Source organism: Catenuloplanes japonicus (assembly GCF_000717135.1).
GTDB classification, from domain to species: Bacteria; Actinomycetota; Actinomycetes; order Mycobacteriales; family Micromonosporaceae; genus Catenuloplanes; species Catenuloplanes japonicus.
In genome coordinates, this window is record NZ_JNXY01000006.1 from 303,597 (window position 1) to 326,607 (window position 23,011).

A 23,011-nucleotide genomic window follows, 5' to 3' on the forward strand; every position below is an offset into this window, starting at 1 on the left:
GTGCCTTGACTCGTGCCGACGGGGGAGCGAAGCGGAGGAGGCGGCATGAGCGAGCTTGCGAGCGAATCATCAGCTCAGCGCCTTGACTCATGCCGACGGGGGAGCGAAGCGGAGGAGGCGGCATGAGCGTCGCGGCGATCGGTGCGGGGACGGGATCGAAACAGAACGAACCGCCGCAGAAGACGGGGCGCGCCTGGCTGCCGTACCTCCTGTTGCTGCCTGCGGGTCTGTGGTTGTTGCTCTTCTTCGCCCTGCCGCTGGTGCAGCTCGGCGCGACCAGCCTCTACGACCCGACCGGCTCGCTGTCCACCGGGTACGCGATGACGTGGTCCTTCGGCAACTACCCCGAAGCGCTCGACGCCTACAAATGGCATTTCCTGCGCTCACTCGGGTACGCCGCCGTGGCCACCGCGATCTGCCTGCTGCTCGGCTACCCGTTGGCCTACGCGATCGCGCACCGGGCCGGCCGGTGGAAGAACGTGCTGCTGGTCGGCGTGATCGCGCCGTTCTTCACCAGTTTCCTGATCCGCACGCTGGCCTGGAAGACGATCCTGTCGGACAACGGCCCGCTGGTCGAGGCGCTGCGCACGCTGCACCTGCTGGGCGCGGACGGCCGGCTGCTGGCCACGCCGACCGCGGTGATCATGGGGTTGGTCTACAACTTCCTGCCGTTCATGGTGCTGCCGCTCTACGCGAGCCTGGAACGGCTCGACCAGCGCCTGCTGGAGGCGGCCGGTGATCTCTACGCCGGCCCGGTCAGCACGTTCTGGAAGGTCACGCTGCCGCTGAGCATGCCCGGCGTGGTGGCCGGCACGCTGCTGACGTTCATCCCGGCGACCGGCGACTACATCAACGCGGAGCTGCTCGGCACGCCGCGGGAGTACATGATCGGTAACGTGATCGACTCCGCGTTCCTGGTCCGGCTGGACTACCCGCAGGCGGCCGCGCTCTCGTTCCTGCTGATGGCCGTGGTGCTGCTGGTCGTGTTCGTGTACGTGCGCCGGTCCGGCACCGAGGAGATCCTGTGAGGCGTCACTGGGTGCTGGTGACCGGGCTGCTGGTCCTGCTCTACCTCTTCCTGCCGATCTTCGTGGTGGCCGCGCTGTCGTTCAACGAGCCGTCCAGCCGCCTGTCGTACGACTTCCACCGGTTCACGCTGGACAACTGGGCGAACCCGTGCGGCCCCGGCGACATGTGCGACGCGGTCGGCCGCAGCATCGAGATCGCGCTGCTGGCCACGCTGATCGCGACCGTGCTCGGCACGCTGATGGCGTTCGCGCTGGCCCGGCACCGGTTCCGCGGCCGGGACGCGACCAATCTGCTGATCTTCATGCCGATGGCCACGCCCGAGGTGGTGATGGGCTCGTCGCTGCTGGCGCTGTTCGTGGCCGGTGGCGTGTCGCTCGGCTTCTGGACCGTGGTCGTCGCGCACGTGATGTTCTGCGTGTCGTTCGTGGTGGTGACCGTGAAGGCGCGGCTGGCCGGGCTTGATCCGCGGCTTGAGGAGGCCGCGATGGACCTCTACGCCGGCGAGTGGCAGACGTTCTACCGGATCACGCTGCCGCTGGTCGCGCCCGGGATCGTGGCGGCCGCGCTGCTGTCGTTCTCGCTGTCGTTCGACGACTTCATCATCACGAACTTCAACTCCGGCACCACGGTCACGTTCCCGATGTACGTGTGGGGCGCGGCCCAGCGTGGCATCCCGCCGCAGGTCAACGTGATCGGCACGGCCATGTTCTTGATCGCGGTGCTTATCGTGGTGGCCGGCGAGATCATCAATCGGCGCCGGGCGGCATGAGAAAGCGTGCCGACCTGCTCGGATGCGCGGCGGAGGTGGCATGAGCGAGCTTGCGAGCGAATCAGCAGCTCAGTGCCATAACTCATGCCGACGCCGGAGCGAAGCGGAGGCGGCGGCATGATGCGAGCGCTGACCGACGCGGAACCGGTCCCGTACTGGCTGGACCGCCCGGACCGCCCGGACCCGCTCCCGCCGCTGTCCGGCACCCGCGACGCCGACCTGGCCATCGTCGGCGGCGGCTACGCCGGGCTGTGGGCCGCGCTGCTGGCGAAGCAGGACGACCCGTCGACGGACGTGGTCCTGCTGGAGGCCGGGACCTGCGGGTGGGCCGCGTCCGGCCGCAACGCCGGCTTCTGCGCGACCAGCCTGACCGGCGGGCTCGAGAACGGCCGCAACCGGTTCCCGGACGCGCTCGCCCGGCTGGAGCAGCTCGGCACGGAGAACCTGGACGCGATCGAGGCGGCCGTGTCGCGGCACGGCATCGCCTGCGACTTCCTCCGCTCCGGCGAGCTGAAGGTGGCGACCGAGGCGTACCAGGTGTCGCAGCTCGCGGAGCAGGCGATGCTGGCCATGGCGTACGGCCGGACCGTGCGCCTGCTCGACTCCGCCACCGTGCGCGCCGAGGTCAACTCGCCGACCTACCTCTACGCGGCCTGGGACCGGCGGGGCACCGCGCTGGTGGATCCGGCCCGGCTCGCCTGGGGCCTGCGCCGCGTCTGCCTGGACCTGGGCGTGCGGATCTTCGAGCACACCCGGGTGACCGGCCTGACCGACGACGGCCCGGCCGTGCTGCTGACCACCGCGCACGGCCGCGTCCGGGCGGGGAAGGCGATCCTGGCCACGAACGCGTTCCCGCCGCTGCTGCGCCGCCTGCGGCACTTCGTCACGCCGGTCTACGACTACGCGCTGATGACCGAGCCGCTGACCGGCGCGCAGCTGGCCTCGGTCGGCTGGAAGAAGCGGCAGGGTGTGCGCGACCTGGGCAACCGGTTCCACTACTACCGGATGACGGAGGACCGGCGGATCCTGTTCGGCGGCTACGAGCCGATCCACCACGCGGGTGGCCGGATGGCCCCGGCCCTGTCCCAGCGCCCGCGGTCGTTCCACACCCTGGCACAGCACTTCTTCGGTACGTTTCCGCAGCTCGACGGCGTGCGATTCAGCCACAAGTGGGGTGGCGCGGTGGACGCCTGCACGCGGTACTTCGCGTTCCACGGCACGGCCTACTCCGGCCGGGTCGCCTACGCGGCCGGCTTCACCGGCCTGGGCGTCTCCGCCACCCGGTTCGCCGCGCGGGTCAGTCTGGACCTGCTCAGCGGCCGGCGCACGGAGCTGGTCGAGCTCGCCTCCGTGCGCCGTGGGCCGGTCCCGTTCCCGCCGGAACCGGCCCGTTCACTCGGCATCGCGCTGACCCGCCGGTCCATGGCCCGCGCGGACGATCGCGAGGGGCAGCCCGACCTGTGGCTGCGCACCATGAACCGGCTCGGGATGGGCTGAAAAATCCGGCGTGGTCACCGGCCGCACGCCCCCGCGGGCCGCGGGATTCGTGGGTGGTCACGCCGGGCGAAACCTAGTCGAGGGGCCGGTACGTGAGGCCGGCCGCGTCGAAGCGGCGGACGTGGGTGGCCAGGCGGGTGCGGAACGCGGCCGGGTCGGTGGTGGCGCCCCAGGCCACCTCCGCGACCGCGGCCAGGCGCGGGAGCAGGTCATATTCCGCGCGTTCCGCCGTGGGTGCGTACTCGCACCACATGTTCGCCTGCACGCCGACCACGCGGGACGCGAGTTCCTGGGGCAGGCCGGCCGGCTCCGCGCGGTAGGCGTAGACGCTGTCCAGCGTCGTCGGCCCGTGCGGGTCCGGATATCCGTCGCGGATGGACAGCGGCTCGCCCGGCGCGTCGGACGCGGGGTAGTTCAGGTACAGGTGCTCGTGCGGCGTGGCGATCACGTCGTGGCCGTCGCGCAGCCCGTCCGCGATCCGGTCGTGACCGCGCCAGGCCATCACGATCGCGTCCGCGGGCGCGGACTGCCCGACCAGCTCGTCCCACAGCACCGGCCGCCGCCCGGCGGCCGTCACGTGCGCCGCGACCTGGCGGATCCACCAGCCGAGCAGGTCACCGGCGCCGTCCAGCCCTTCGGCGGCGATGCGCCGGGCCGCTTCCGGGCTGGCCTGCCACTCGTCGAGCGGGACCTCGTCGCCGCCGAGGTGGATCCACGGGCTCGGGAAGACGTCCATCAGCTCGTCGAGCACGTCCTTGACGAACGCGACCGTCTCGTCCGCCACGTTGAGCACGCGGGTGCTGACGCCGAAGCGCGTCCACACCTCCGGCGGGTTCTCCGGGTCGTTTCCCAGCCGGGGGTACGCCGCGATCGCGGCCTGCATGTGGCCGGGCAGGTCGATCTCCGGCACGATCGTGACGCCGCGCCGGGCCGCGTAGGCGACGAGATCGCGCAGCTCGTCCTGGGTGTAGAAGCCGCCGTGCGGGGTGTCGTCGCTGGCGTTGTCCGTCTCGTGCCCGGCCGGCGACGCGCGGCGGAACGCGCCGACCTCGGTCAGCCGTGGATATTTCCGCACCTCGAACCGCCAGCCCTGGTCCTCGGTCAGGTGCAGGTGCAGCACGTTCATCCGGTGCATGGCCAGCAGGTCGACGACCGTGCGCAGCCAGGCGACCGGCTTGTGCCAGCGGCCCACGTCCAGCAGCAGCCCGCGCCACGGATAGCGCGGCGTGTCCACGACGGACACCGGCGTGACGGTCCAGGCCGCATCGGCCGGGCCGCGCGCGAACGCGGCGACCGGGAGCAGCTGCCGGAACGCCTGCACGGCCCAGCGGAGCCCGGCCGGTCCGGTGGCGACGGCGGTGACGCCGGTGCGGGCCACGTCCAGCCGGTAGCCCTCCGCGCCGAGGTCGGTGGCGCCCGGGTCGACGTGCAGCGCGATCGTGTGCGGGCCGTGCTCGGCCGCGTCCGGCAGCGGCAGGCCGGTGACCGGCGTGAGCAGCTCGCGGAGCAGCGCGGCGACCTCGGGCGCGTCCGGCGCGTGGATCGCGGTCGCGGGCGTGAGCGCGAACGACCCGGCGCTGTCCGAGATCGAGACGGGACGGGGGATCAGCATGAGGCCTCCACTGACGAAGGGTGTGTGACGCCGCCCCTTCCATGGTGAGGGAAGGGGCGGCGCGGGCGAGCGTGATTCAGCAGGTGCCGAGGTCGCGCCACTGGGCGGTGAGGCCGGGCTCGGAGCCCTGCGTCCACCAGTTCGCCTGCCACAGGTGCCCGTTGTGGGTCGCGCGGTCACCGGCCAGGTAGACCGTGCCCCACGCCCACGGGTTCGCGCCCGCGCACGAGGTGGGCGGCGGCGTGGTCGGCGGCGTGGTGGTGGGAGGGGTGGTCGTCGGCGGTGCCGTGGTGGGCGTCGTGGTCGGGCCGGTGGAGCAGCCGGTGCCGGTGCTGATCGTGTCCTGGTGGGTGGTGCCGGCGCTGCGGTACGCCGCGGTCCGCGAGGTCAGGTCCGCCGGCGAGACGGACTCGTTCTTCGCGTAGTAGACCCAGTCCACGTGCTCCTGGTACGTGGCCCGGCCGCCGTTGTGCGCGGCCAGGTCGATGAACCACAGGTTGAAGTTGATGGACATGGCCGCGCGCGGGTAGACCGTCCAGGACGCGTCCTTCTCGGACACCGTGTGGTCGCCGACCTGCACGCCGTCGATGAAGTACTTCACGTGCCCGTTCGCGACCTGCCCGGCCACGGTGTGCCAGCCGGCGAGGCTGCCGGTCTGCTGGGAGTGCGCGTTGTACGGGTCCCAGGGCTCTTCCTTGTACCCGTTCCAGCTGGTCTGGTAGTTGATCGAGCCGGTGACACCCCAGCCGCCGTTCGGCAGATACTCCGAGAAGTCCAGCTCGGAGTAGAGCGGGTCGTAGTCGAAGCGCTGGGCCGGCCCGATCGCGAAGAACGTCTCGTTGATGTGGTCGCCGTCCGGGCCGCTGACCGGCGCGTCGGAGAACTTTATTCGCGCCGCATAGGTGCCCTCGAAGAACCGCAGCTGGTTCTGGAGGAACTCCGCGTGCGTGGTGCCGGCCGCGGTGCCGTCCGTGGACGCCTGCAGCTGCGCGACCTTCTGCCCGTCCACGGTGGGGAACGAGATGTTCGACGCGGACCAGGACGCGCCGGGCACGCCCGGACCGCCGGCGTTGCTGCGCGCGGTCCAGCCGTGGCCGGTGAACGCGGAGTCGGACGGCGACGTGTAGTTGAAGTCGTCGAACAGCACGCCACACGCGGCGGCGGCCGATGCGGTCGCGTTCCCGGTGACGACCAGGCCACCGGCCACGGTCACCAGGGCGGCAGCGGCGAGCGCTCCCGTTCGTACCCTCGATGGGGTTTTCATGGTTTTTTCTCCTGGGGGTTGAGGAGGGATGTCAGCCTTTGACCGCGCCGGCGCTCATGCCGGCGACGGCCCGCCGCTGAACCACAAGGAAGAAGACGACGACCGGGAGCGTGAACAGGAAGGCGACCGCCATCTGTGGCCCGTAGTCGACGTCGTCGCGGCCGATGAACGACTGGATGTAGATCGGGAGCGGGTAGTTCTTCGGGTCGTTGATCAGCACGTACGCGTACGTGAACTCGGTCCAGACCGTGATGAACGAGAAGATCGAGGTGGCCAGCAGGCCGGGCGCGACCAGCGGGAACAGCACCCGCCAGAACGTCTGCCAGCGGGTGGCGCCGTCGACGGCCGCGGCCTCCTCCAGGTCGAACGGGATCGACGCGACGAAACCGCGCAGCATCCAGGCCGTGAACGGGACCGTGATCGACAGGTAGACCAGCATCAGCCCGGTCAGCTGCCCGAGCAGGTGGGCCTCGCGCAGCGTCAGGTAGAACGGGATGAACAGCGCCTCGCCCGGGATCATCTGCACGATGATCAGCGCGAGCACGAACCCGGTCCGGCCGCGGAACGTGAAGCGGGCCAGCGCGACCGCGGCCAGCAGCGCGACGAGCGTGCCGCCGGTCACCACGGACACGGTGACCGTGAGCGAGCTGCGCAGCGCGTCCCAGAACGCGGCGTCGCCGAGCACCCGGGCGAAGTGCCCGAACTCGATCGGCCAGGGCAGGAACGTCGGCGGGTCGCTGATGATGTCCCGGTCCGGCTTGAACGCGGTCGAGGCCATCCAGTAGACCGGGAAGACGAACAGCGCCGCGAGCAGCACGCAGGCCGTGTTGACGAACGCGCGGGTCCTCATCGGGCCTCCTCGCGCATCGCCCGGATGTAGATCCAGGAGAGGCCGAGCAGCATGACCGTCATCAGCACCGCGATCGTGGACGCGACGCCGAACTGCGAGCCGACGATGCCCTTCTGGTAGATGTAGACGCCCAGCATCACGGTGCCCTGGTACGGCCCGCCCTTGGTGGTGAGCCAGACCTGCGGGAAGACCTTCGTGTCCCAGATGACGGAGAGCACGATGAGGATCGCGTAGATCGGCCGCAGCAGCGGGAACGTGATCCGCCAGAAGATGCGGGACGCGCTCGCGCCGTCCACCCGCGCGGCCTCGGCCAGCTCCGGCGGCACCGTGAGTAGCCCGGCGTAGATGGAGAGCGCGGCGAACGGCACCGCGCCCCACACCACGATCGACACCAGCACCGCGAACGCGGACCACTGGTCGCCCAGCCAGGACCGGTGCCCGCAGTCGCAGAGCCCGGACGCGGTGAGCAGCCAGTTCACCACGCCGAACTCGGCGTCGAAGAGCCACTTGAAGATGACGGCGCCGATCAGCACCGGCGTGGCCCAGGCGATCACCATGCCGACCGAGAGCGTGACCCGGGCCCACCGGCTGGCGTGCTGGAGCAGCAGCGCGCAGCCGGTGGCGACGATCAGGGTCAGTGCCACGCAGACCGCGGCGAATCCGACGGTACGCGGTAGCACGGTCCAGAACACCGGGTCGGTGAGGACGGACCGGTAGTTGTCCAGGCCGACCCAGACCGTGCGCCGGGCGATCAGGTCGCCGAGGTTCCCTCGCTGGAAGCTGAGCGCGACCATCCGCCCGACCGGGTAGAGCAGCGTCGCGAAGACGACGACGGTGGCGGGGATGAGCAGGATATATGGCGTTATCTGCCGTTTTTTCGCGAGCGCGACCGTGGTCGCGGTCGGTGGCTCCGGCGGCGCGAGGGTGGTGGTCATCGGCGTGGTCAGGCCGCGTTCAGCATCTGGTTGATCTGCTCGTCGGCCTTCTTCGTGGCCTCCGCGACGGTGGCGTCACCGGCGGCGATCGACTGCAGCATGTCCATCAGTACCTGCGCGTTGTCCACATCGGACCACTTCGTCGAGGTGGGCGTGAACCAGCTCTTCGCGGCCGCGTCCATCTGGATCTTCGTGATGCCGGTGACCGCGCCGGAGAGGCTGGTCGAGTTCGGCAGCAGGCCGCCCTGGGCCAGCACCGTCTGGTACTTGGTGCCGGTCATCAGCTTGATCCAGTCGTAGGCCAGATCCTGGTGCCGGCTCGCGGCCGCGGACGCCAGGTTGGAGCCGCCGAGGAAGACCGGCATCGGCCCGGCCGTGCCCGGCACCGGGAACGCGGCCAGCTGGTCCGCCAGCTCCGGGTGCTCCTTGCCGATCGAGCCGACCATCCACGCCTGGCCGATGATCATGCCGGTCCTGCCCTGCGCCAGCACGTCCGGCAGGTTCGTCTCGTCCGTGTCCGCCGGGGCCTTCGACACGGCCTTGACCAGGTCGGCCCAGTTGGTCAGCCCGGCCTGCGCCTGCGGGGAGGAGAGCGCGCCGGCCCACTTCTCGCCGTTGCGGGTCGCGATCACGCCGCCGGTGTCGTAGAGGAACGGCAGCGCCGCGTACTGGTAGCGGCCCGGGAAGTAGAGGCCGGAGAAATCGGCTCCGCCGGACTGCTGGAGCTTCTCGCCGGCGGCCTTCAGCTCGGCCAGCGTGGTCGGCTCGGCGGACAGCCCCGCCTTCTGCCACAGATCCTTGCGGTAGATGACCACGCGGTCGCCGCCGTAGTAGGGGACGCCGTAGAGCTTGTCCTCGTAACTGCCGGCCTCGGTCAGGCCCTGCAGCCAGGTCGCCTGGTTCTCGAACTCGCGCCCGGTCAGGTCCGTCAGGCCGCCGGACGCGGCGTAGGCCAGCACGTCCGTGTTGCCCATCTCCAGTACGTCCGGCGGGGTGTCGCTGGCCAGCGCGGTCTTCCACTTCACGTCCCGGCCGTCCCACTCGAGGATCTGGACGGAGACGGTGACGCCCGGGTGCGCGTTCTGGAACTCGGTGTTGACCTGTTGGAGCACCGCGTCCGGCGCGGAGTCCTTCATCAGCCAGACGTTCAGCGTGGCCGGGCCGTCCTCGGCCTCGGCCCCGCCGCAGGCCGCGGCCGTGCCGAGCGTGATCGCGGCGAGCGCGGCGCCGAGCGCGCGTCGACGGGTCAGGGTCTTTATCACGATGTGCTCCCCTGGGGGTGAGGGTGTCTCGCGTTGGGGAGTAACGCTGGTCTAACCACTGGTTAAAGTCAAGGCTCTTCACAGATTTATATGGATCGCTTAGGGTGAGCTTTGCCCGTTTTTGCGGCCTGAAAGGTTGACCACTGGTAAATAATGAACGCGACCGGTTGGTATAGTGCCAATCATGAAGCGGGCCGAGATCCGGGAACTGCTCCGGGAGCTGATCGACGGCAGCCGACCCGGGGAGATGATGCCGTCCGAGCGGAACCTCAGCGAGCAGTTCGGCGTCTCGCGGCCCACGCTGCGCGCCGCCATCGAGGACCTGGCCAGGGACGGGCTACTGGTGCGCAGTCACGGGCGCGGCACGTTCACCACGCCGCGCAAGATCTCGCAGGAGCTCGCGCCTGCCAGCGCCGGAAACTTCAACGTGCCGCCCGCGGAGGGCGAGTGGCGCAGCGAGGTGATCGACTTCCGGGTCGAGCCGGCCGGTGCGCGCCTCGGCCGCCGGATGGAGCTGTCGCCCAGTTCGGAACTGCTCTACATCCAGCGGGTACGGGTGGTCGACGGCGCGCCGATGGCGATCGAGCGCATCCGCATCCCCGCCACGCTGGTGCCCGGCCTGGAGCCGGCCGACGTGGAGTCCGGGTCGCTGTACCAGCTGCTGCGGATGCGGTTCGAGGTCGTCGTCACCGGGGCCGTCCAGACGACGGAGCCCACGGTGACGGACGACGCGGAGTCGCGGCTGCTCGGCGTACCGCTGCATGCCCCTGCTCTGCTCTTCGAGCGGACGACGCGGGACACGTCGGGGCGGGTCGTCGAGTTCGCCAGGTCCATCTACCGCGGTGACCGTTACCGGATCACCACGCACCTGACGTTCGGCCACGACGCGGGGTGAGACGTCAGCAGCCGCCGAGCGTGTCCTCGTGCGCGGTGCCGGCGGCGCGGTACGCGGCGGTCCGTGCCTCCAGATCGGCCGGCGCGACGGCCTCCTCGTCCGCGTAGTAGACCCAGTCGATGTGCTCCTGGTACGTCGCGCGGTCGCCGCGGTGCCCGGCCGTGTCGATGAACCACAGGTTGAAGTTGATCGCCATCTCCACGCGCGGCGAGACCGGCCGGGAGCCGTCCTTCTCGTCCACGGTGTGCGTCGCGACCTGCTCGCCGTCGACGAAGTACGTCACGCGCCCGTCCACGGCCTGGCCCACGATCGTGTGCCAGCCGGCCAGGCTGCCGTCCTGTGCCGTGCTCGCGTTGTACGGGTCCCACGGGTCCTCCTTGAACCCGTTCCAGCTTGTCTCGTAGTTGGCCGGGCCGTCCGTGCCCCAGCCGCCGTTCGGCAGGTACTCCGTGAAGTCCAGCTCGGAGTAGTCCGGGTCGTAGTCGAAGCGCTGCGTCGGGCCCATCGCGAAGAACGTCTGGTTCACGTGGTCGCCGTCCTGGCCGCTGACCGGCGTGTCGGAGAGCCTGATCCGCGCCGCGTAGGTGCCCTCGAAGAACCGCCGCTCGCCCTGGTAGAACTCCGCCTGCGTGGTGCCGCCCGCGGTCCCGTCCGTGGATCCCCGCAGCTGGGCGACGCGCTGACCGTCCACATCGGTGAAGCTCACGTTCGCGGCGGACCAGGTCGCGCCGGGCACGCCGGGGCCGCCCGCGTAGTCGCGCGTGCGCCAGCCGTTGCCGGTGAACGCGGCGTCCGCGGTCGAGGCGTAACCGAAGTCGTCGAAGAAGACGCCGCAGCCGGCGGTCTCGGCCAGTGCGTTTCCGGTGACGATCAGGCCCCCTGCCGCGGTGAGCGCGGCGGCCGTGGCGAGCGCGCCCACGCGTATCTTGGAAGATCGAAAGGTGTCTCGCATCTGGGCCACGGTGGTCGAGGCCGCTGTCAGAGTCAAGATCCTTTAGAGTCTCCTAAGAATGGTTTAGGGCGGCTACGCACGGTGCTGTCCCGGCTCGGCCTGCCCGCGGTGCCGGTCGGCGCCCGGCTGCCGGAGGGCAAGCTGCTGCACGACCCGCTCGCGTTCGCGGCCGTGCTGGAACCGGACGTGTTCCGCTGGGCCGAGGTGTCCGTCTACCGGGAGACCGGGCAATGGGGCGCCCGCTCCGCGTCCGGCACCGGCACGTTCATCACGGTCGGTGTGGAGGCGGAGCGGGCGCCGGCCGTGCTGCTGAACTAGTCGGAGCGGGTCACCACCAGGATGCCGAGGCACATCTCGTCGCTGGTGCCCTCGCCCCACACGACGTACCGCGGCGGCAGTTTCTGCAGTGCCGGCAGCTGCTGGCGCAGTCCGGCGTCGTGGGTGCAGGTCACCTTGATCGTGTCGCCGGGCTTGACGTCGACCGGCGCGGCCAGCGGGCGGATCGCCTGGTCGTCGAAGTCGTAGGCCGGGATGTCCAGCAGCTTCTTCGCGCCCGGCGTGCCGGGGTTCAGCTCGACCGAGATCGCGCGGCCCAGCAGGTGCATGTGACCGGCGACCGCGTGCACGGTCAACGGCGTGTCGATCGGCCGGGTGCAGCTCTGCGTCGGGCCGGTCGCGGGCTCCCTGCCCTGGTTGCATCCCTTGTTGAGCCGGGTGACGGTCTCACCGGCCTGGGCGCCGAACCGCTTCGTCACGTCCGCCACCGCGGCGGCCCGGTCGCAGAGCGGGCCCTGTTCCGTCGGCGTGCACGGCAGCTCGATCGGCGCGGTGAGCAGCGCGGTGTTCAGCGGTGTCAGGCTCTTGCCGGACAGTCGCAGCCGGATGCCGGACTGGTCCGTGCCGCCGGACGCGCCGTCCGCGGCCAGCAGGTTGTAGTGGATCTGCATCACCAGGCGGCTGCCCGGCGGCATCTCGTAGCCGAACGTCTCGTTCAGCAGCACCTCGTTCGCGCCGGGCGCCCAGTGGGCCACCCAGGCCGCGTCGCCGACCCCGGCGTCACCGAAGCAGCGCCAGCCGTCGCCCTCCTCGGACGCGTCCAGCTTCTCCGCGGCAGCGACGTCCGCCGGCTCCATCCGGAAGAAGATCGCGTGGTGGACCATGTCGTGGTTCTGCGGCGCGAACTGGCTGCCGGTCAGGAACGTGGGCTCGGTGATGCCCGGGTCGACCATGAAGCAGCGGTACTCGTCGGTCGCGCCGTCCGGTGCCTTCGGCGTGTAGGGCCGCGGCATGGCGAGCTCCTGGAACCGCTCGCCGTCCCGCAGCGGCGCCGGGGGTGGCGGCGACTGGTACTCGTGGCCGCCGTGCGCCGGGGCGGCCGTGTCGGTGTTCTCGGTGCTCTGTGCGGTGGCGCAGGCCGAGGTCAGCAGGAGTAGTGCGGCGAGCACGGCAACGGCCGGCTTGTTGCGGTGTAGCACTGGGATGTGCCTCCGTCCGCGTTGCGTTGGGTCTCCCGACGCTTTCAGAGAGTGATCGTCGGTTCATCCGGGTTCACCCCGAAGAACCCCCGGATAAGCATGGTTGTGGATCATCCGGGTTGTGACGCTTTTGTCGGTATCCGGACGCGCTCCACCAGGTGGATCACGGTGCTGGCGCGGTCTCTACCGCAGCGCTGCCGCGGCCGCCGTGCGCACCGCGCCGGTCAGCGCGGTCAGCGCCGCCGACTCCAGCCGCCACCGCTGCCAGTAGAGCGGCACGTCCACGAACCGCCCCGGCGCGAGGTCGACCAGCCGCCCGGCCGCGATGTCCGCGGCCGCGATCTGCTCCGGCAACAGCCCCCAGCCGAGCCCGAGCCGGACCGCCGCGTCGAACGCGGACGACGCCGGCACGCTGTGCACGGGCGGATCCAGGTCCGGCAGGCCGGTCACCTCGCGGACGAAACGATGTTGCAGCACGTCCTTGCGATTGAAGCGGATCATCGGCGCGTCCGGCAGCGCGGAGGCGAGATCGCGCCCGGCGAACCAGGTCGCGTGCGCGCCCGGCGACGCGGCCGCGAGGTAGCGCATCCCGCCGAGCGGCTGCACGCTGCAGCCCTGCACCGGCACGTCCTCCGTGGTCACCGCCGCCATCACGGTGCCGGCGCGCAGCATCTCGGCCGTGTGGCCCTCGTCGTCGGTGTGCAGGTCGAAGATCACATCGGGTACGGCCACGAGCGCGGGCACGAACCAGTAGGCCAGCGAGTCCGCGTTGACCACCACGGACAGGCGGGTCGTGGCCGCGGTTGTGAGCGTGCCCCGGGCCGCGCCCAGCGCCTCCTGCTCCAGCAGCGCGATCTGGCCGCCGAGCCGTACCAGCGCCTGGCCCGCGGTCGTCGGCTCGCACGGCCGGACACGGCGCACCAGCACCTGGCCGACGACCTGCTCCAACGCCTTGATCCGCTGGCTCACGGCGGACGGCGTGACGTGCAGCGCCCGCGCGGCCGCGTCGAAGCTGCCCTGCGCGATCACCGCGTGGAACGTCGCCAACTGCACCGGGTCCAGCGCCATTAAGCGATTCTAATGGACCTTCAGAATCTTTAGCTTCCGTACGTCTACCGGTCGCCCTAGCGTCATCCGCATGGGATCGCTCCTGGCCGGCTTCGGCTTCTCGCTCACGCTCATCGTCGCCATCGGCGCGCAGAACGCGTTCGTCCTGCGCCAGGGCCTGCGGCGGGAACACGTGCTCGCGGTCGTCGCCACCTGCGCGATCTCCGACGCGATCCTGATCGGCGCCGGCATCGCGGGGCTGGGCGCGCTGCTGTCGTCCGCCCCGGCCGCGCTCACGGCCGTGCGCTGGGGCGGTGCCGCGTTCCTGCTCGGCTACGCCGTGCTGGCCGCCCGCCGTGCACTGCGGCCCGGCGTGCTCTCACCCACGGACCGGCCGCCGGCCACACTCCGCGCCACACTGCTGGCCTGCCTGGCCTTCACGTTCCTCAACCCGCACGTCTACCTGGACACGGTCGTGCTGCTCGGCGCGATCGCCCACCAGGACCCGCACCAGTGGCTCTTCGGCCTCGGCGCCACCGCGGCCAGCCTGGTCTGGTTCACCGCGCTCGGCTTCGGCGCCCGGCGCCTCGCGCCGCTGCTGGCCCGCCCGCTCGCCTGGCGCGTCGTCGACGGCCTGATCGCCGCCGTCATGGCGGCCCTCGGCCTGACGCTGGTGCTCTCCTAGCGGGATCCCCAGGTGCGCCGGACGATGGCGTCGTTGGCCTCGTCGGTGGCGGTGCTCTGCTGCACCGCGTGCGCGGCCGACTCGCCCAGATCCTCGACGTACGTCCCGAGCTTCTCCCAGCCGGTCAGCAGCTGAGACTCGATCTGCCGGTACTGGGCCTCGAACGCGGCGCCGATCTCGTCCGCGCCCCACGGCGGGCCGGAGGAGAGGCTCTGGATCTGCGGCGCGATCGACTTCTGCTGACTGAGGAAGTCGCTGCCCGCGTCCGTGAGATCGCGCGCGCCCTGGGCCGCTCGCTCCGGGTTGAGGAACAGCTCGTTGCCGGGACCGGTCATTCGTTGCTCTCCCGCATGCGGGCGTCGCTGTTGCGCAGCAGCGAGCCGAACTTGCCGTCCTTCAGGTAGTCCATCGCGCCGGTGCCGGCCGGTAGGTAGTCACCCATGACCTCCTGCACCGCATCCGTCGCGCTCGCCGCGGCCTCGGCGACCACCTTGGTGATCTGCTCGGCCAGCTCGTGCGCCTCGTACACGCGGTACGCCCGGGGCTCGATCTCCAGGGACGTCAGCTGGCCGCGCGGCCCGACGGTCGCCCGGATCAGCTCCTCCTCGTCCGTGGCGGAGATGGTCAGCTCGGCGAGGCGGGTCTGCATCTCACCCATGCCGTCGCGAAGCCGCTCGTACTGCCCGTAGACGTCGGCGAAACGGGCCTTGAGGGCCGCGTTCGCGTCCCGGTTGGCGTGCTGGGCCACCGTTACCTCCCCGATGTAGCGGCTGCGTCGACGATACCGGGCCGAGTCGAGTGGCAGTGTCCGGTACGTTGCGCAGCGGGACGACCGAGGGGACGTTTACGGATGATCACCCGTGAGGAGGCGGACGCGCTCGCCGCCGTCTGGGCCGAACGCGATTCGCTGCGCCATGGCTACCAGTGCACACCTGAGCTGTACGAATTCGACCTGGGCTACGTGATCTGGACCCGCCGGCCGCAGGGCGTGTTCACCCAGCCGGACGACGGCGGCCGGACCGTCGTCGACCGCGAGACCGGTGAGCTGTCCGCGTTCCCGAGCCTGCCGCCGGCGATGGTGGAGGAGCAGTACCGCCGCACCCGCCGGATCCGGATCCGCACCGCGGACCCCGCGGTCGAGCTGCGCCGCACGCTGCGCCGGCTGCCGACGCCGACCACGGCCGCGCACCTCACCGTGGGCAGCGACGAGACCGGCTACGACCTGTTCATCGCGCGCGGCGCCAAGGGCGATCAGACCCTGAACCACCATCCGCTGGTACGCGACTACCTGTCCGCGCTCCCGGCCGGGCACCTGGTGCGCGGCGGCGACCGGCACGCGGAGATCCTGGCGCTCTCCGACGCGCTGCACGAGCACGATCGCCGGCTGCGCGCGCAGGACGCGCCGCCGCTGACCCTGGACACCGCGCGTGAACTGCTGCGCGGCGCGATGCTGGAGGTCTTCCCGGTGCGTGAGCCCGGCGACCCGGTGCTGGCGGAGCCGCTGCTCCCGGCCGAGTCGTCGATCCGGGCGCTGGCGCACTTCGGCGTGCTGCCCGAGTCGGACCTGGTCTTCGCGGAGGAGCAGTTCCCGGAGCCGCCACCGCCCGGCCTGGAGGTCGCGGAGCCGGACCCGGCCCGCTTCCCGCCGGACGTGGCCGAGGATCTGAAGTCCGCCGCCTGGGAGCCGAACTTCGCGTACCCGGTCTACGCGGAGGAGGGCATCAAGGAGGCGGTCGCGGTCGCCGGCCGGCGCCACCGGCACGAGTCCTTCCCCGCCGCGCTCGCCGCGCTGACCGAGTTCCCGCTGCTGGCGTCGTCGCGCCGCGGGCCGGGCCGGGACGTGTGGATCCGCCGCGTGCAGATCAACCCGGCGCGGAACGCGTACAACGCGGACACGCTGGCGGACTTCGGCCGGCTGATCGGCACGCGCCTGTTCCCGATGGGCAGCGAGGAGGGCCACAGCATCATCGCGGTCGACGAGCGCGGCAACGTCTTCGCGCTCGACCAGGCCGGCGAGTGGTTCCTCGGCGCGACCGTGGACCAGGCGATGATCGCGCTCCTGCAGGGACACGCGCCGGCCCGCGTGCGCGACGACGGCACCTGGTGAAAGCGGCGGTTGGCAGCGTGGGGTGACGTGGGTCACGATAGGTGTCGACCCCCTCGCCCCGGAACGGGAGGACGCCGATGTCCAACCCGTGGCTCGCCCTGCGTCTCGGCGCCGACCCGGCCGAGCGCATCGGCCAGATCCGCCGTGCCCACGACGCGTTCATCAACGGGGGCACGGCCACGCAGGTCCGTGACGTCGTGGCCGAGTCCTGGCAGCGGTCCGCGGTCGCGTCCGTCGACCCGGACACCACCGCGCCCACCGACCTGACCGACGGCGAGCTCTCCGACTACCGCGCCTCGCACCCGCTGGCCCGGGTGCTGCCGCTCTTCCGCGACCTGCTCGGCGGCCTCGCGGACGACGGCGAGAACCTGATGGCGGTCTGCGACGCCGGCGGCCGCCTGCTCTGGGTCGAGGGCCACACCTCGGTGCTGCGGCAGGCCGCGGCCATGAACTTCGTGCCCGGCGCGCGCTGGGACGAGACGCACGCGGGTACGAACGCGCCCGGCACCGCGCTCGCGGTCGACCACTCCGTGCAGATCTTCGCGACCGAGCACTTCAGCCGCCCGGTCCAGCGCTGGACGTGCGCGGCCGCGCCGATCCACGACCCGGCCTCCGGGCGGCTGCTCGGCGCCGTCGACCTGACCGGCGGCGACCACCTGGCGAACCCGCACAGTCTCGCGCTGGTCGCCGCGACCGCGCGGGCCGCGGAGGCACTGCTGGCGACGTCGCCGGACCGGCCCGGCCCGCGCGCGGTGGTGACCGCGCTCGGCCGCGACGAGGCGGTCCTGACCGTGGGCGGGCGGCGCACCCGGCTGGGACGGCGGCACAGCGAACTGCTGACACTGCTGCTCTGCCACCCCGAGGGGCGTACCGGTGAGCAGCTGGCCCTCGACCTCTACGGCGAGGACCACCAGCAGCCGGTGACGGTCCGCGCGGAGCTGTCCCGCCTGCGCCGCGCGCTCGGCCCCGCGCTGGTCGGCTCGCGCCCCTACCGGGTCGAACCGGGCGTCGGCGCGGACTTCCTGTCGCTTCCCCGGCTGCTCGACGCCGGCCTGGTCCGCGAGGCGCTGGACAGCTACGCCGGCCCGCTGCTGCCCGGCTCCGACGCGCCCGGCATCGTCCGCCTGCGCCGCACGCTGGAGGACGGCCTGCGCGCCGCGATCTTCGGCGCCGGCGACCCCGCGCTGCTCGACACCTGGGTCCGCGCCGAGTGGGGCGCCGACGACCTCCAGGCCTGGGAGGCGCTCGCGTCCGCGCTGCCCGCCGGCTCCCCCCGCCGCGGCCTCGCGATCACCCGGCTGCGCGCACTCCACCGCGAGTACGGGTTGTAGCGTTTCGCGGGTGGAGAGTCGAAGCGTGGTGGACGGCGCTTTCCGCATCCTGCGCGCGTTGCCCGAGGCCGGGACGGACCGTCAGGTGTCGCGTCTGGCGGAACTGACCGGGCTGCCCCGGCCCACCGTGTACCGGCTGCTCGACCAGTTGCGCGACGCCGGCGCCGTGGATCTGGCGGACGGCCGCTGGACGCTGTCGGCCGGGCTGGTCCGGATCGCGCGGCACGTCGAGCCGTTCGCCGGCCTGCGGAGACCCGCCTCGCAGGTCCTGCGCGTGCTGCGCCGGGAGACCGGCGCGACCGTTTCGCTGATCGTGCCGTCGGACGGGGCCTTCGTGGTGCTGGAGAGCGTGCTGGGCGGCGAGCCGGTGCCGGACACGCGGCCGGGCGCGACGATGCCCGCGTTCACGGCCGCGGGCGTGCTGCTCGGGTCCGCGCCGTCCTCGGGGCCCGGCGTCCTGGTCGATCACGGGGCCGAGATGAACGGTCTGACCTGCTACGCGGTGCCGTTGACGCTGCCCGGGGGCGTCCGGGCCGCGTTGCAGATCGGCAGCGTCGCCGAGCCCGCGGAACGGTTCGCGGCGCCGCTGCACCATGCCGCAGTCGCGCTGACCCGGCACGTCACCGGCAACGGCTGACCGGCCGCTCCGGGAGCGTCTGATCGGCCGGTTCGCGGACGAGTCCGGTCAGCGGACAACCGCTGGCCGCGCCGGGCCGGGTTCGCCATCGTGGACCGCATGTACGACTACGTGGTGTGTGGCTCCGGCTCGTCCGGCTCCGCCGTGGCCGGGCGGCTCGCCGAGGACCCGGGCGTCTCCGTGCTGCTGATCGAGGCGGGCGGCGACGACGACCGGGAGAGCGTCCGGAACCCGGATCTGTGGGCGGCGAACCTGGGCGCGGACACGGTCTGGCACTTCACCACCGAGCCCGATCCGGCGGTCGCGGGACGGTCGCTGCCGTACGCGATGGGCCGCGTGCTCGGCGGCGGGGGCAGCGTCAACGTGTGCAACTGGGTGCGCGGGCACCGCAACGACTGGGACTCCTTCGCGCGTGCCACCGGCGACCCTGCCTGGGGGTACGAGGCGATCACCGAGGTGTTCCGGCGGGTCGAGGCCGGCCCGATGCGGGTGACACCCGCGTCGCTCACCCCGTTCGGCACGGCGGTGCGCGCGGCGGCGGAGGAGGCCGGCTTCCCGGGACACCCGAGCCCGAACGGCGCGCTCACCACGGCCGCGCGGGGCTCGGCGACCTCGCAGAAGACCGTCGTCGACGGGCGGCGCCTGTCGCCGTACCGGGCCTACGTGGCCGGCCGCGAGCTGCCCAACCTGACCGTCATGACCGGCACGCTCGTGCTGCGCGTGCTGATCGAGGGCGGCAGGGCCGTGGGCGTCCGCGTGCTCGCCGGCGGGCGTGTCGAGGACATCCGGGCGGAGGCGGAGGTGGTGCTGTCGCTCGGCGCGATCAACACGCCCAAGGTGCTCATGCTCTCCGGCCTCGGGGACGCGGCCGAGCTGCGCCGTCACGCGATCCCGGTGGTGCGGGACCTGCCCGGCGTCGGCCGCAACCTGCACGATCACGCGCTGCTGAACCTGGTCTGGAACACGCGGCCGGGCGCGGTGCTGCCGCCGCCGGGTGACACCGGGGCCGGCTGCTTCTGGCAGCTCGACGGGTCGCCCGCGTTCCTGTACGTCACGCCCACGCCCGACGGCACCGTCACGTTCCTGGTCGGCACGTCGATGACGGACACCGGCCGGGTCCGGCTGGCCTCCGTGGACCCGGCGGCGGATCCGCTGATCCGCACCGGCTACTTCACCGACCCGGCCGACGTGGCCGCGGCGCTGCGCGTGCTGGACACCGTCCGGACCGTCGCCTCCGCGCCCGCGCTGCGCCCGTACCTCACGGACGAGCGCGCGCCGGGCACGTCCGACCCGGTGGCGCATCTGCGCGCGACGGTCGAGACGTTCTGGCACCAGTGCGGCACCGCCAGGATGGGCCACGACGATCTCGCCGTGGTCGACTCCCGCCTGCGCGTCCACGGTGTCGACGGGCTCCGGGTCGCGGACGCCTCCGTGCTGCCCCACGTCACGATGGCCAACACGATGGCGCCGAGCGTGGCGATCGGCGAGCGGGCCGCCGCCTTCATCCGGGGCTGAGACCGGCTGTCCTGCGGCCTCCGGACATGCGGCGCCCCACGCCCCGCGCTCCCGAGACCGGGCGGCGGCGTGCGCTGCGAGATCGGGGCGTCCCCCATGTTGCTCTGACGACAGGAGGGACGCCCTGATCACCGATCGCCGGGCGGTGGGCATCCGGGCGGGTTTTCCGGACCACGGCGGGACCGGCAGGGAGGAGCGCCGGCGACGACCGGTGCCCGCGGGAGCAACGCTGCCGGACCACGCCGGAAGCGGGAAATCTGCTTTTGAAGGGTTTTAGTCTCCCAACTCGGCCAGCTCGTCCTCGGTGAGCAGGCGGGAGCGGATCAGGAAGCGGACGCCTTCCGGGGCTTCGAGGGAGAAGCCGCTGCCGCGGCCGGGGACCACGTCGACGGTCAGGTGGGTGTGGCGCCAGAGCGCGAACTGGGACGAGGACATCCAGAACGTGACCGGCTCGGTGACGCCGTCGATGTCGAGCTCCTCGAGCAGCACGTCGGCGCTGCCGGTGCGGAACTCGCCGCTCGGGAAGCACATCGGCGCGCTGCCGTCGCAGCAGCCGCCGGACTGGTGGAACATCAGCGGGCCGTGCGTGCCGTGCAGGGACCTGATCAGGTCGGCGGCGGCCGGCGTGACCTCCACCCGGGATACCACCATGTCGCACCTTTCCGGGGTACGCCGTCGCCGGCGCACCCCGTATCGGTTCTAGAAGAAGCCCTGCTTCTTCGTCGAGTAGCTGACCAGCAGGTTCTTGGTCTGCTGGTAGTGGTCGAGCATCATCCGGTGGTTCTCCCGGCCGATGCCGGACTGCTTGTAGCCGCCGAACGCCGCGTGCGCAGGGTAGGCGTGGTAGCAGTTCGTCCAGACGCGGCCGGCCTGGATCGCGCGCCCGGCCCGGTACGCCGTGTTCATGTCGCGCGTCCACACGCCGGCGCCGAGGCCGTAGAGCGTGTCGTTGGCGATCTTGATGCCGTCCGCGAAGTCGGAGAACGACGCGACCGAGACCACCGGGCCGAAGATCTCCTCCTGGAAGATCCGCATGGCGTTGTCGCCCTGGAAGATCGTCGGCTGCACGTAGTAGCCGCCGGCCAGGTCGCCGCCCAGGTCCGCGCGCTCGCCGCCGGTCAGCAGCTTCGCGCCCTCGCGCTGGCCGATGTCCAGGTACGACAGGATCTTCTCCAACTGGTCGTTGGACGCCTGCGCGCCGACCATGGTGTCCGTGTCGAGCGGATTGCCCTGCTTGATGGCGTTGGTTCGGTCGACGGCCGCGGCCAGGAAGTCCGAGTAATGGCCCTGCTGGATCAGCGCGCGCGACGGGCAGGTGCAGACCTCGCCCTGGTTCAGCGCGAACATGGTGAAGCCCTCGAGCGCCTTGTCCAGGAAGTCGTCGTCGCGGGCGGACACGTCGTCGAAGAACAGGTTCGGGCTCTTGCCGCCCAGCTCCAGCGTGACCGGCTTGATGTTCTCCGAGGCGTACTGCATGATCAGCCGCCCGGTGGTGGTCTCGCCGGTGAACGCCACCTTCGCCACCCGTGCGCTGCTGGCCAGCGGCTTGCCGGCCTCCACGCCGAAACCGTTGACGATGTTGACCACGCCCGGCGGCAGCAGGTCCGCGATCAGGCTCATCATCAGGTGGATCGAGGCCGGCGTCTGCTCGGCCGGCTTCAGCACCACGGTGTTGCCGGCCGCGAGCGCCGGGGCCAGCTTCCACACCGCCATCAGGATCGGGAAGTTCCACGGGATGATCTGCGCGACCACGCCCAGCGGCTCGTGGAAGTGGTACGCCACGGTGTCGTCGTCCAGCTCCGCGAGCCCGCCCTCCTGCGCCCGGATCGCGCCGGCGAAGTAGCGGAAGTGGTCCACCGCCAGCGGCAGGTCCGCCGCCAGCGTCTCCCGGACCGGCTTGCCGTTCTCCCAGCTCTCCGCGACCGCGAGCTTCTCCAGGTTCTGCTCCAGCCGGTCCGCGATCCGGTTCAGGATGTTCGCCCGGTCCGCGACGGACGTGCGGCCCCAGGCGTCCGCCGCGCCGTGCGCCGCGTCCAGCGCCCGCTCCACGTCGTCGGCGGTGCCGCGGGCGATCTCGGTGAAGGACCGCCCGTTGACCGGGCTCGGGTTCTCGAAGTACTGGCCCTTGGCCGGCGCGACGTACTCGCCGCCGATCCAGTGGTCGTAGCGGGACTCGTAGGAGACGATCGCGCCGTCCTGTCCGGGCGCTGCGTAAACGGTCATGTGCCGTCCTCCCTCACTCTCGGCCGCACGCTAGTTACGCAGACGTTGCACGAACGTTGCATGAGGTCGTTTCATTGGCGTTCGCCTGCTTGAATGGGTGTCTCGTGGCGGGGCGGCGTTCGGGGGGATTCGTGGCGGCATTGACGAGCCCCGTGCCGCACCCGCTCGACCTGCTCTGGTTCGACGCCCCCGGCTGGGTCCGCGAAGGCCTCGAATGGGTCATCGGCGTCGAATGGCCCGAAGGCGACGAACGTGCCGTCTGGGACCTCGCCGACGAGTGGTACACGGTCTCCGGCGCGCTCGCCGCCCCCGCCTCGCACGCCGCTTCCGGCGCCGCCGCGTTCATCGACGGCTACGGCGAGACCGGCCCGGTCGTGGACGCGTTCCGCACCGCCTGGGCCGCCGTCGCCGCCGGTGACCACGCCGCCGTCGACCAGCTGATGACCGCCGCCGACGAGGTCGCGAAGATGGTCGAGGAGTGCGGCTGCGACATCGAGGCCGCCAAACTCGAAGTCTGGATCGAGGTCACGCTCCTCGTCATCGAGCTGATCTCCCTGATCATCGCGATGGCGCTGACGCTCGGCGCCGCCACGCCCGCCGCCACCGCCGCGATGGCCGTCAGCCGGATCACGGTCCAGCAGATCTTCAAGAAGCTCCTGGCCGCCATGGCCAAGAAAACCATCAGATCCGAGCTTCGACCGGTACGCCGTGGGCTGCGCGAAGGCCTCACCGAGGCAGCCCAGGAGGTCGCGCTGGACGGCGCGATCCAGGCGCATCAGGTCGACGCCGGTCGCCGGGACGGTGTCGACGGGGCGTCGCTCCGGGACTCCGCGGTCGGCGGGTTCGCCGGAGGAGCGGCCGCGTCCATGGCCGGCGTCCGTGCGTCCGGCGGATTCGCGGACGGGGTGGTGCGCGGGGCAGCCGGT

Annotated in this window: 22 protein-coding genes and 1 pseudogene; 11 read left to right on the top strand and 12 right to left on the bottom strand. The window is 71.6% G+C overall.

The annotated features are described in order from the left end of the window. Window positions 1-122 precede the first annotated feature (122 nt). The 3 genes from OP04_RS12145 to OP04_RS12155 all read left to right on the top strand — a co-directional run bounded on the left by OP04_RS12145 (window position 123) and on the right by OP04_RS12155 (window position 3,295). Entirely contained in the window at window positions 123-1,028 is a 906-nt protein-coding gene (locus OP04_RS12145; RefSeq protein WP_033339659.1) for an ABC transporter permease, read from the top strand. Continuing rightward, complete coding sequence (locus tag OP04_RS12150) at window positions 1,025-1,798, top strand: ABC transporter permease (RefSeq protein WP_033339660.1); 774 nt, start codon at window positions 1,025-1,027, stop codon at window positions 1,796-1,798. Before OP04_RS12145 ends, OP04_RS12150 begins: the two co-directional genes overlap by 4 nt. A 120-nt stretch (window positions 1,799-1,918) precedes the next feature. Continuing rightward, the gene (locus OP04_RS12155) at window positions 1,919-3,295 is read left to right on the top strand and encodes an NAD(P)/FAD-dependent oxidoreductase (protein WP_408606742.1); all 1,377 of its coding nucleotides are present in this window, start codon (window positions 1,919-1,921) and stop codon (window positions 3,293-3,295) included. Window positions 3,296-3,368: 73 nt separating this feature from the next. On the opposite strand, the gene OP04_RS12160 is transcribed toward OP04_RS12155, so the two are convergent. The 5 genes from OP04_RS12160 to OP04_RS12180 form a co-directional block, all read right to left on the bottom strand. Beyond that, on the bottom strand, window positions 3,369-4,907 hold the full coding sequence (locus OP04_RS12160) for a beta-N-acetylhexosaminidase (RefSeq protein WP_033339662.1): 1,539 nt from the start codon (window positions 4,905-4,907) through the stop codon (window positions 3,369-3,371). A gap of 76 nt (window positions 4,908-4,983) precedes the next feature. After that, entirely contained in the window at window positions 4,984-6,171 is a 1,188-nt protein-coding gene (locus OP04_RS12165; protein ID WP_033339663.1) for a carbohydrate-binding protein, read from the bottom strand. A gap of 31 nt (window positions 6,172-6,202) precedes the next feature. Then, window positions 6,203-7,021 (bottom strand): carbohydrate ABC transporter permease, encoded by an 819-nt coding sequence (locus tag OP04_RS12170; RefSeq protein WP_033339664.1) that lies wholly within the window; start codon window positions 7,019-7,021, stop codon window positions 6,203-6,205. After that, complete coding sequence (locus OP04_RS12175; protein WP_051797642.1) at window positions 7,018-7,956, bottom strand: carbohydrate ABC transporter permease; 939 nt, start codon at window positions 7,954-7,956, stop codon at window positions 7,018-7,020. Before OP04_RS12175 ends, OP04_RS12170 begins: the two co-directional genes overlap by 4 nt. Window positions 7,957-7,964: 8 nt before the next feature. Continuing rightward, entirely contained in the window at window positions 7,965-9,218 is a 1,254-nt protein-coding gene (locus OP04_RS12180; RefSeq protein WP_051797645.1) for a sugar ABC transporter substrate-binding protein, read from the bottom strand. Between the two features lie 184 nt (window positions 9,219-9,402). Between OP04_RS12180 and OP04_RS12185 the strand changes: the two genes are divergently transcribed. Next, a complete protein-coding gene (locus OP04_RS12185; RefSeq protein WP_033339665.1) occupies window positions 9,403-10,113 on the top strand; it encodes a GntR family transcriptional regulator in 711 nt (236 codons plus the stop codon). A 4-nt stretch (window positions 10,114-10,117) separates the two neighbouring features. Here OP04_RS12185 and OP04_RS12190 read toward each other — a convergent pair whose 3' ends face one another. Further along, window positions 10,118-11,065: a glycoside hydrolase family 16 protein gene (locus OP04_RS12190; RefSeq protein WP_033339885.1), complete on the bottom strand. Its 948-nt coding sequence runs from the start codon at window positions 11,063-11,065 to the stop codon at window positions 10,118-10,120. 81 nt (window positions 11,066-11,146) lie between these two features. Between OP04_RS12190 and OP04_RS12195 the strand changes: the two genes are divergently transcribed. Further along, complete coding sequence (locus tag OP04_RS12195; protein WP_033339666.1) at window positions 11,147-11,383, top strand: hypothetical protein; 237 nt, start codon at window positions 11,147-11,149, stop codon at window positions 11,381-11,383. On the opposite strand, the gene OP04_RS12200 is transcribed toward OP04_RS12195, so the two are convergent. Together OP04_RS12200 and OP04_RS12205 are read right to left on the bottom strand one after the other, a co-directional pair. Continuing rightward, window positions 11,380-12,540 (bottom strand): monooxygenase, encoded by a 1,161-nt coding sequence (locus tag OP04_RS12200; protein ID WP_033339667.1) that lies wholly within the window; start codon window positions 12,538-12,540, stop codon window positions 11,380-11,382. The two genes, OP04_RS12195 and OP04_RS12200, sit on opposite strands and share 4 nt — an antisense overlap. Before the next feature lie 183 nt (window positions 12,541-12,723). Beyond that, on the bottom strand, window positions 12,724-13,608 hold the full coding sequence (locus OP04_RS12205; protein WP_033339668.1) for a LysR family transcriptional regulator ArgP: 885 nt from the start codon (window positions 13,606-13,608) through the stop codon (window positions 12,724-12,726). Window positions 13,609-13,678: 70 nt separating this feature from the next. Between OP04_RS12205 and OP04_RS12210 the strand changes: the two genes are divergently transcribed. After that, window positions 13,679-14,272 carry a LysE/ArgO family amino acid transporter gene (locus OP04_RS12210; protein ID WP_033339669.1) on the top strand — a complete coding sequence of 198 codons (594 nt, stop codon included), beginning with the start codon at window positions 13,679-13,681 and terminating at the stop codon, window positions 14,270-14,272. Here the strand turns inward: OP04_RS12210 and OP04_RS12215 are convergent. Then, window positions 14,269-14,607 carry a hypothetical protein gene (locus OP04_RS12215; RefSeq protein ID WP_051797648.1) on the bottom strand — a complete coding sequence of 113 codons (339 nt, stop codon included), beginning with the start codon at window positions 14,605-14,607 and terminating at the stop codon, window positions 14,269-14,271. The two genes, OP04_RS12210 and OP04_RS12215, sit on opposite strands and share 4 nt — an antisense overlap. Then, a complete protein-coding gene (locus OP04_RS12220) occupies window positions 14,604-15,020 on the bottom strand; it encodes a YbaB/EbfC family nucleoid-associated protein (protein ID WP_033339670.1) in 417 nt (138 codons plus the stop codon). Before OP04_RS12220 ends, OP04_RS12215 begins: the two co-directional genes overlap by 4 nt. A gap of 102 nt (window positions 15,021-15,122) precedes the next feature. On the opposite strand from OP04_RS12220, the gene OP04_RS12225 reads away from it, so the two are divergent. From OP04_RS12225 to OP04_RS12240, 4 genes are all read left to right on the top strand, one after another. Beyond that, a complete protein-coding gene (locus tag OP04_RS12225) occupies window positions 15,123-16,379 on the top strand; it encodes an SUKH-3 domain-containing protein (RefSeq protein ID WP_033339671.1) in 1,257 nt (418 codons plus the stop codon). Window positions 16,380-16,456: 77 nt separating this feature from the next. Continuing rightward, the gene (locus tag OP04_RS12230) at window positions 16,457-17,710 is read left to right on the top strand and encodes a helix-turn-helix domain-containing protein (RefSeq protein ID WP_033339672.1); all 1,254 of its coding nucleotides are present in this window, start codon (window positions 16,457-16,459) and stop codon (window positions 17,708-17,710) included. A gap of 10 nt (window positions 17,711-17,720) precedes the next feature. Next, entirely contained in the window at window positions 17,721-18,347 is a 627-nt protein-coding gene (locus OP04_RS12235) for a helix-turn-helix domain-containing protein (protein ID WP_085066394.1), read from the top strand. A gap of 99 nt (window positions 18,348-18,446) precedes the next feature. Next, window positions 18,447-19,862: a GMC family oxidoreductase gene (locus tag OP04_RS12240; protein ID WP_033339674.1), complete on the top strand. Its 1,416-nt coding sequence runs from the start codon at window positions 18,447-18,449 to the stop codon at window positions 19,860-19,862. A 273-nt stretch (window positions 19,863-20,135) separates the two neighbouring features. Here the strand turns inward: OP04_RS12240 and OP04_RS12245 are convergent, their stop codons facing one another. Then, window positions 20,136-20,513: a DUF779 domain-containing protein gene (locus OP04_RS12245; RefSeq protein WP_033339675.1), complete on the bottom strand. Its 378-nt coding sequence runs from the start codon at window positions 20,511-20,513 to the stop codon at window positions 20,136-20,138. 48 nt (window positions 20,514-20,561) lie between these two features. Beyond that, window positions 20,562-22,085, bottom strand: a complete 1,524-nt coding sequence (gene exaC, locus OP04_RS12250; protein WP_033339676.1) for an acetaldehyde dehydrogenase ExaC — start codon at window positions 22,083-22,085, stop codon at window positions 20,562-20,564. Between the two features lie 152 nt (window positions 22,086-22,237). Here exaC and OP04_RS56970 point away from each other — a divergent pair. Further along, a pseudogene (locus tag OP04_RS56970) lies at window positions 22,238-22,654 on the top strand (WXG100-like domain-containing protein); the annotation flags it as partial. Between the last annotated feature and the right edge of the window lie 357 nt (window positions 22,655-23,011).

Bases quoted from the DNA above. Each gene is read 5' to 3' on its own strand.
- OP04_RS12145 (WP_033339659.1), top strand. From the start codon at position 123: ATGAGCGTCGCGGCGATCGGTGCGGGGACGGGATCGAAACAGAACGAA.
- OP04_RS12155 (WP_408606742.1), top strand. From the start codon at position 1,919: ATGCGAGCGCTGACCGACGCGGAACCGGTCCCGTACTGGCTGGACCGC.
- OP04_RS12160 (WP_033339662.1), bottom strand. From the start codon at position 4,907: ATGCTGATCCCCCGTCCCGTCTCGATCTCGGACAGCGCCGGGTCGTTC.
- OP04_RS12165 (WP_033339663.1), bottom strand. From the start codon at position 6,171: ATGAAAACCCCATCGAGGGTACGAACGGGAGCGCTCGCCGCTGCCGCC.
- OP04_RS12170 (WP_033339664.1), bottom strand. From the start codon at position 7,021: ATGAGGACCCGCGCGTTCGTCAACACGGCCTGCGTGCTGCTCGCGGCG.
- OP04_RS12175 (WP_051797642.1), bottom strand. From the start codon at position 7,956: ATGACCACCACCCTCGCGCCGCCGGAGCCACCGACCGCGACCACGGTC.
- OP04_RS12185 (WP_033339665.1), top strand. From the start codon at position 9,403: ATGAAGCGGGCCGAGATCCGGGAACTGCTCCGGGAGCTGATCGACGGC.
- OP04_RS12190 (WP_033339885.1), bottom strand. From the start codon at position 11,065: ATGCGAGACACCTTTCGATCTTCCAAGATACGCGTGGGCGCGCTCGCC.
- OP04_RS12205 (WP_033339668.1), bottom strand. From the start codon at position 13,608: ATGGCGCTGGACCCGGTGCAGTTGGCGACGTTCCACGCGGTGATCGCG.
- OP04_RS12210 (WP_033339669.1), top strand. From the start codon at position 13,679: ATGGGATCGCTCCTGGCCGGCTTCGGCTTCTCGCTCACGCTCATCGTC.
- OP04_RS12215 (WP_051797648.1), bottom strand. From the start codon at position 14,607: ATGACCGGTCCCGGCAACGAGCTGTTCCTCAACCCGGAGCGAGCGGCC.
- OP04_RS12225 (WP_033339671.1), top strand. From the start codon at position 15,123: ATGATCACCCGTGAGGAGGCGGACGCGCTCGCCGCCGTCTGGGCCGAA.
- OP04_RS12230 (WP_033339672.1), top strand. From the start codon at position 16,457: ATGTCCAACCCGTGGCTCGCCCTGCGTCTCGGCGCCGACCCGGCCGAG.
- OP04_RS12240 (WP_033339674.1), top strand. From the start codon at position 18,447: ATGTACGACTACGTGGTGTGTGGCTCCGGCTCGTCCGGCTCCGCCGTG.
- OP04_RS12245 (WP_033339675.1), bottom strand. From the start codon at position 20,513: ATGGTGGTATCCCGGGTGGAGGTCACGCCGGCCGCCGCCGACCTGATC.
- exaC (WP_033339676.1), bottom strand. From the start codon at position 22,085: ATGACCGTTTACGCAGCGCCCGGACAGGACGGCGCGATCGTCTCCTAC.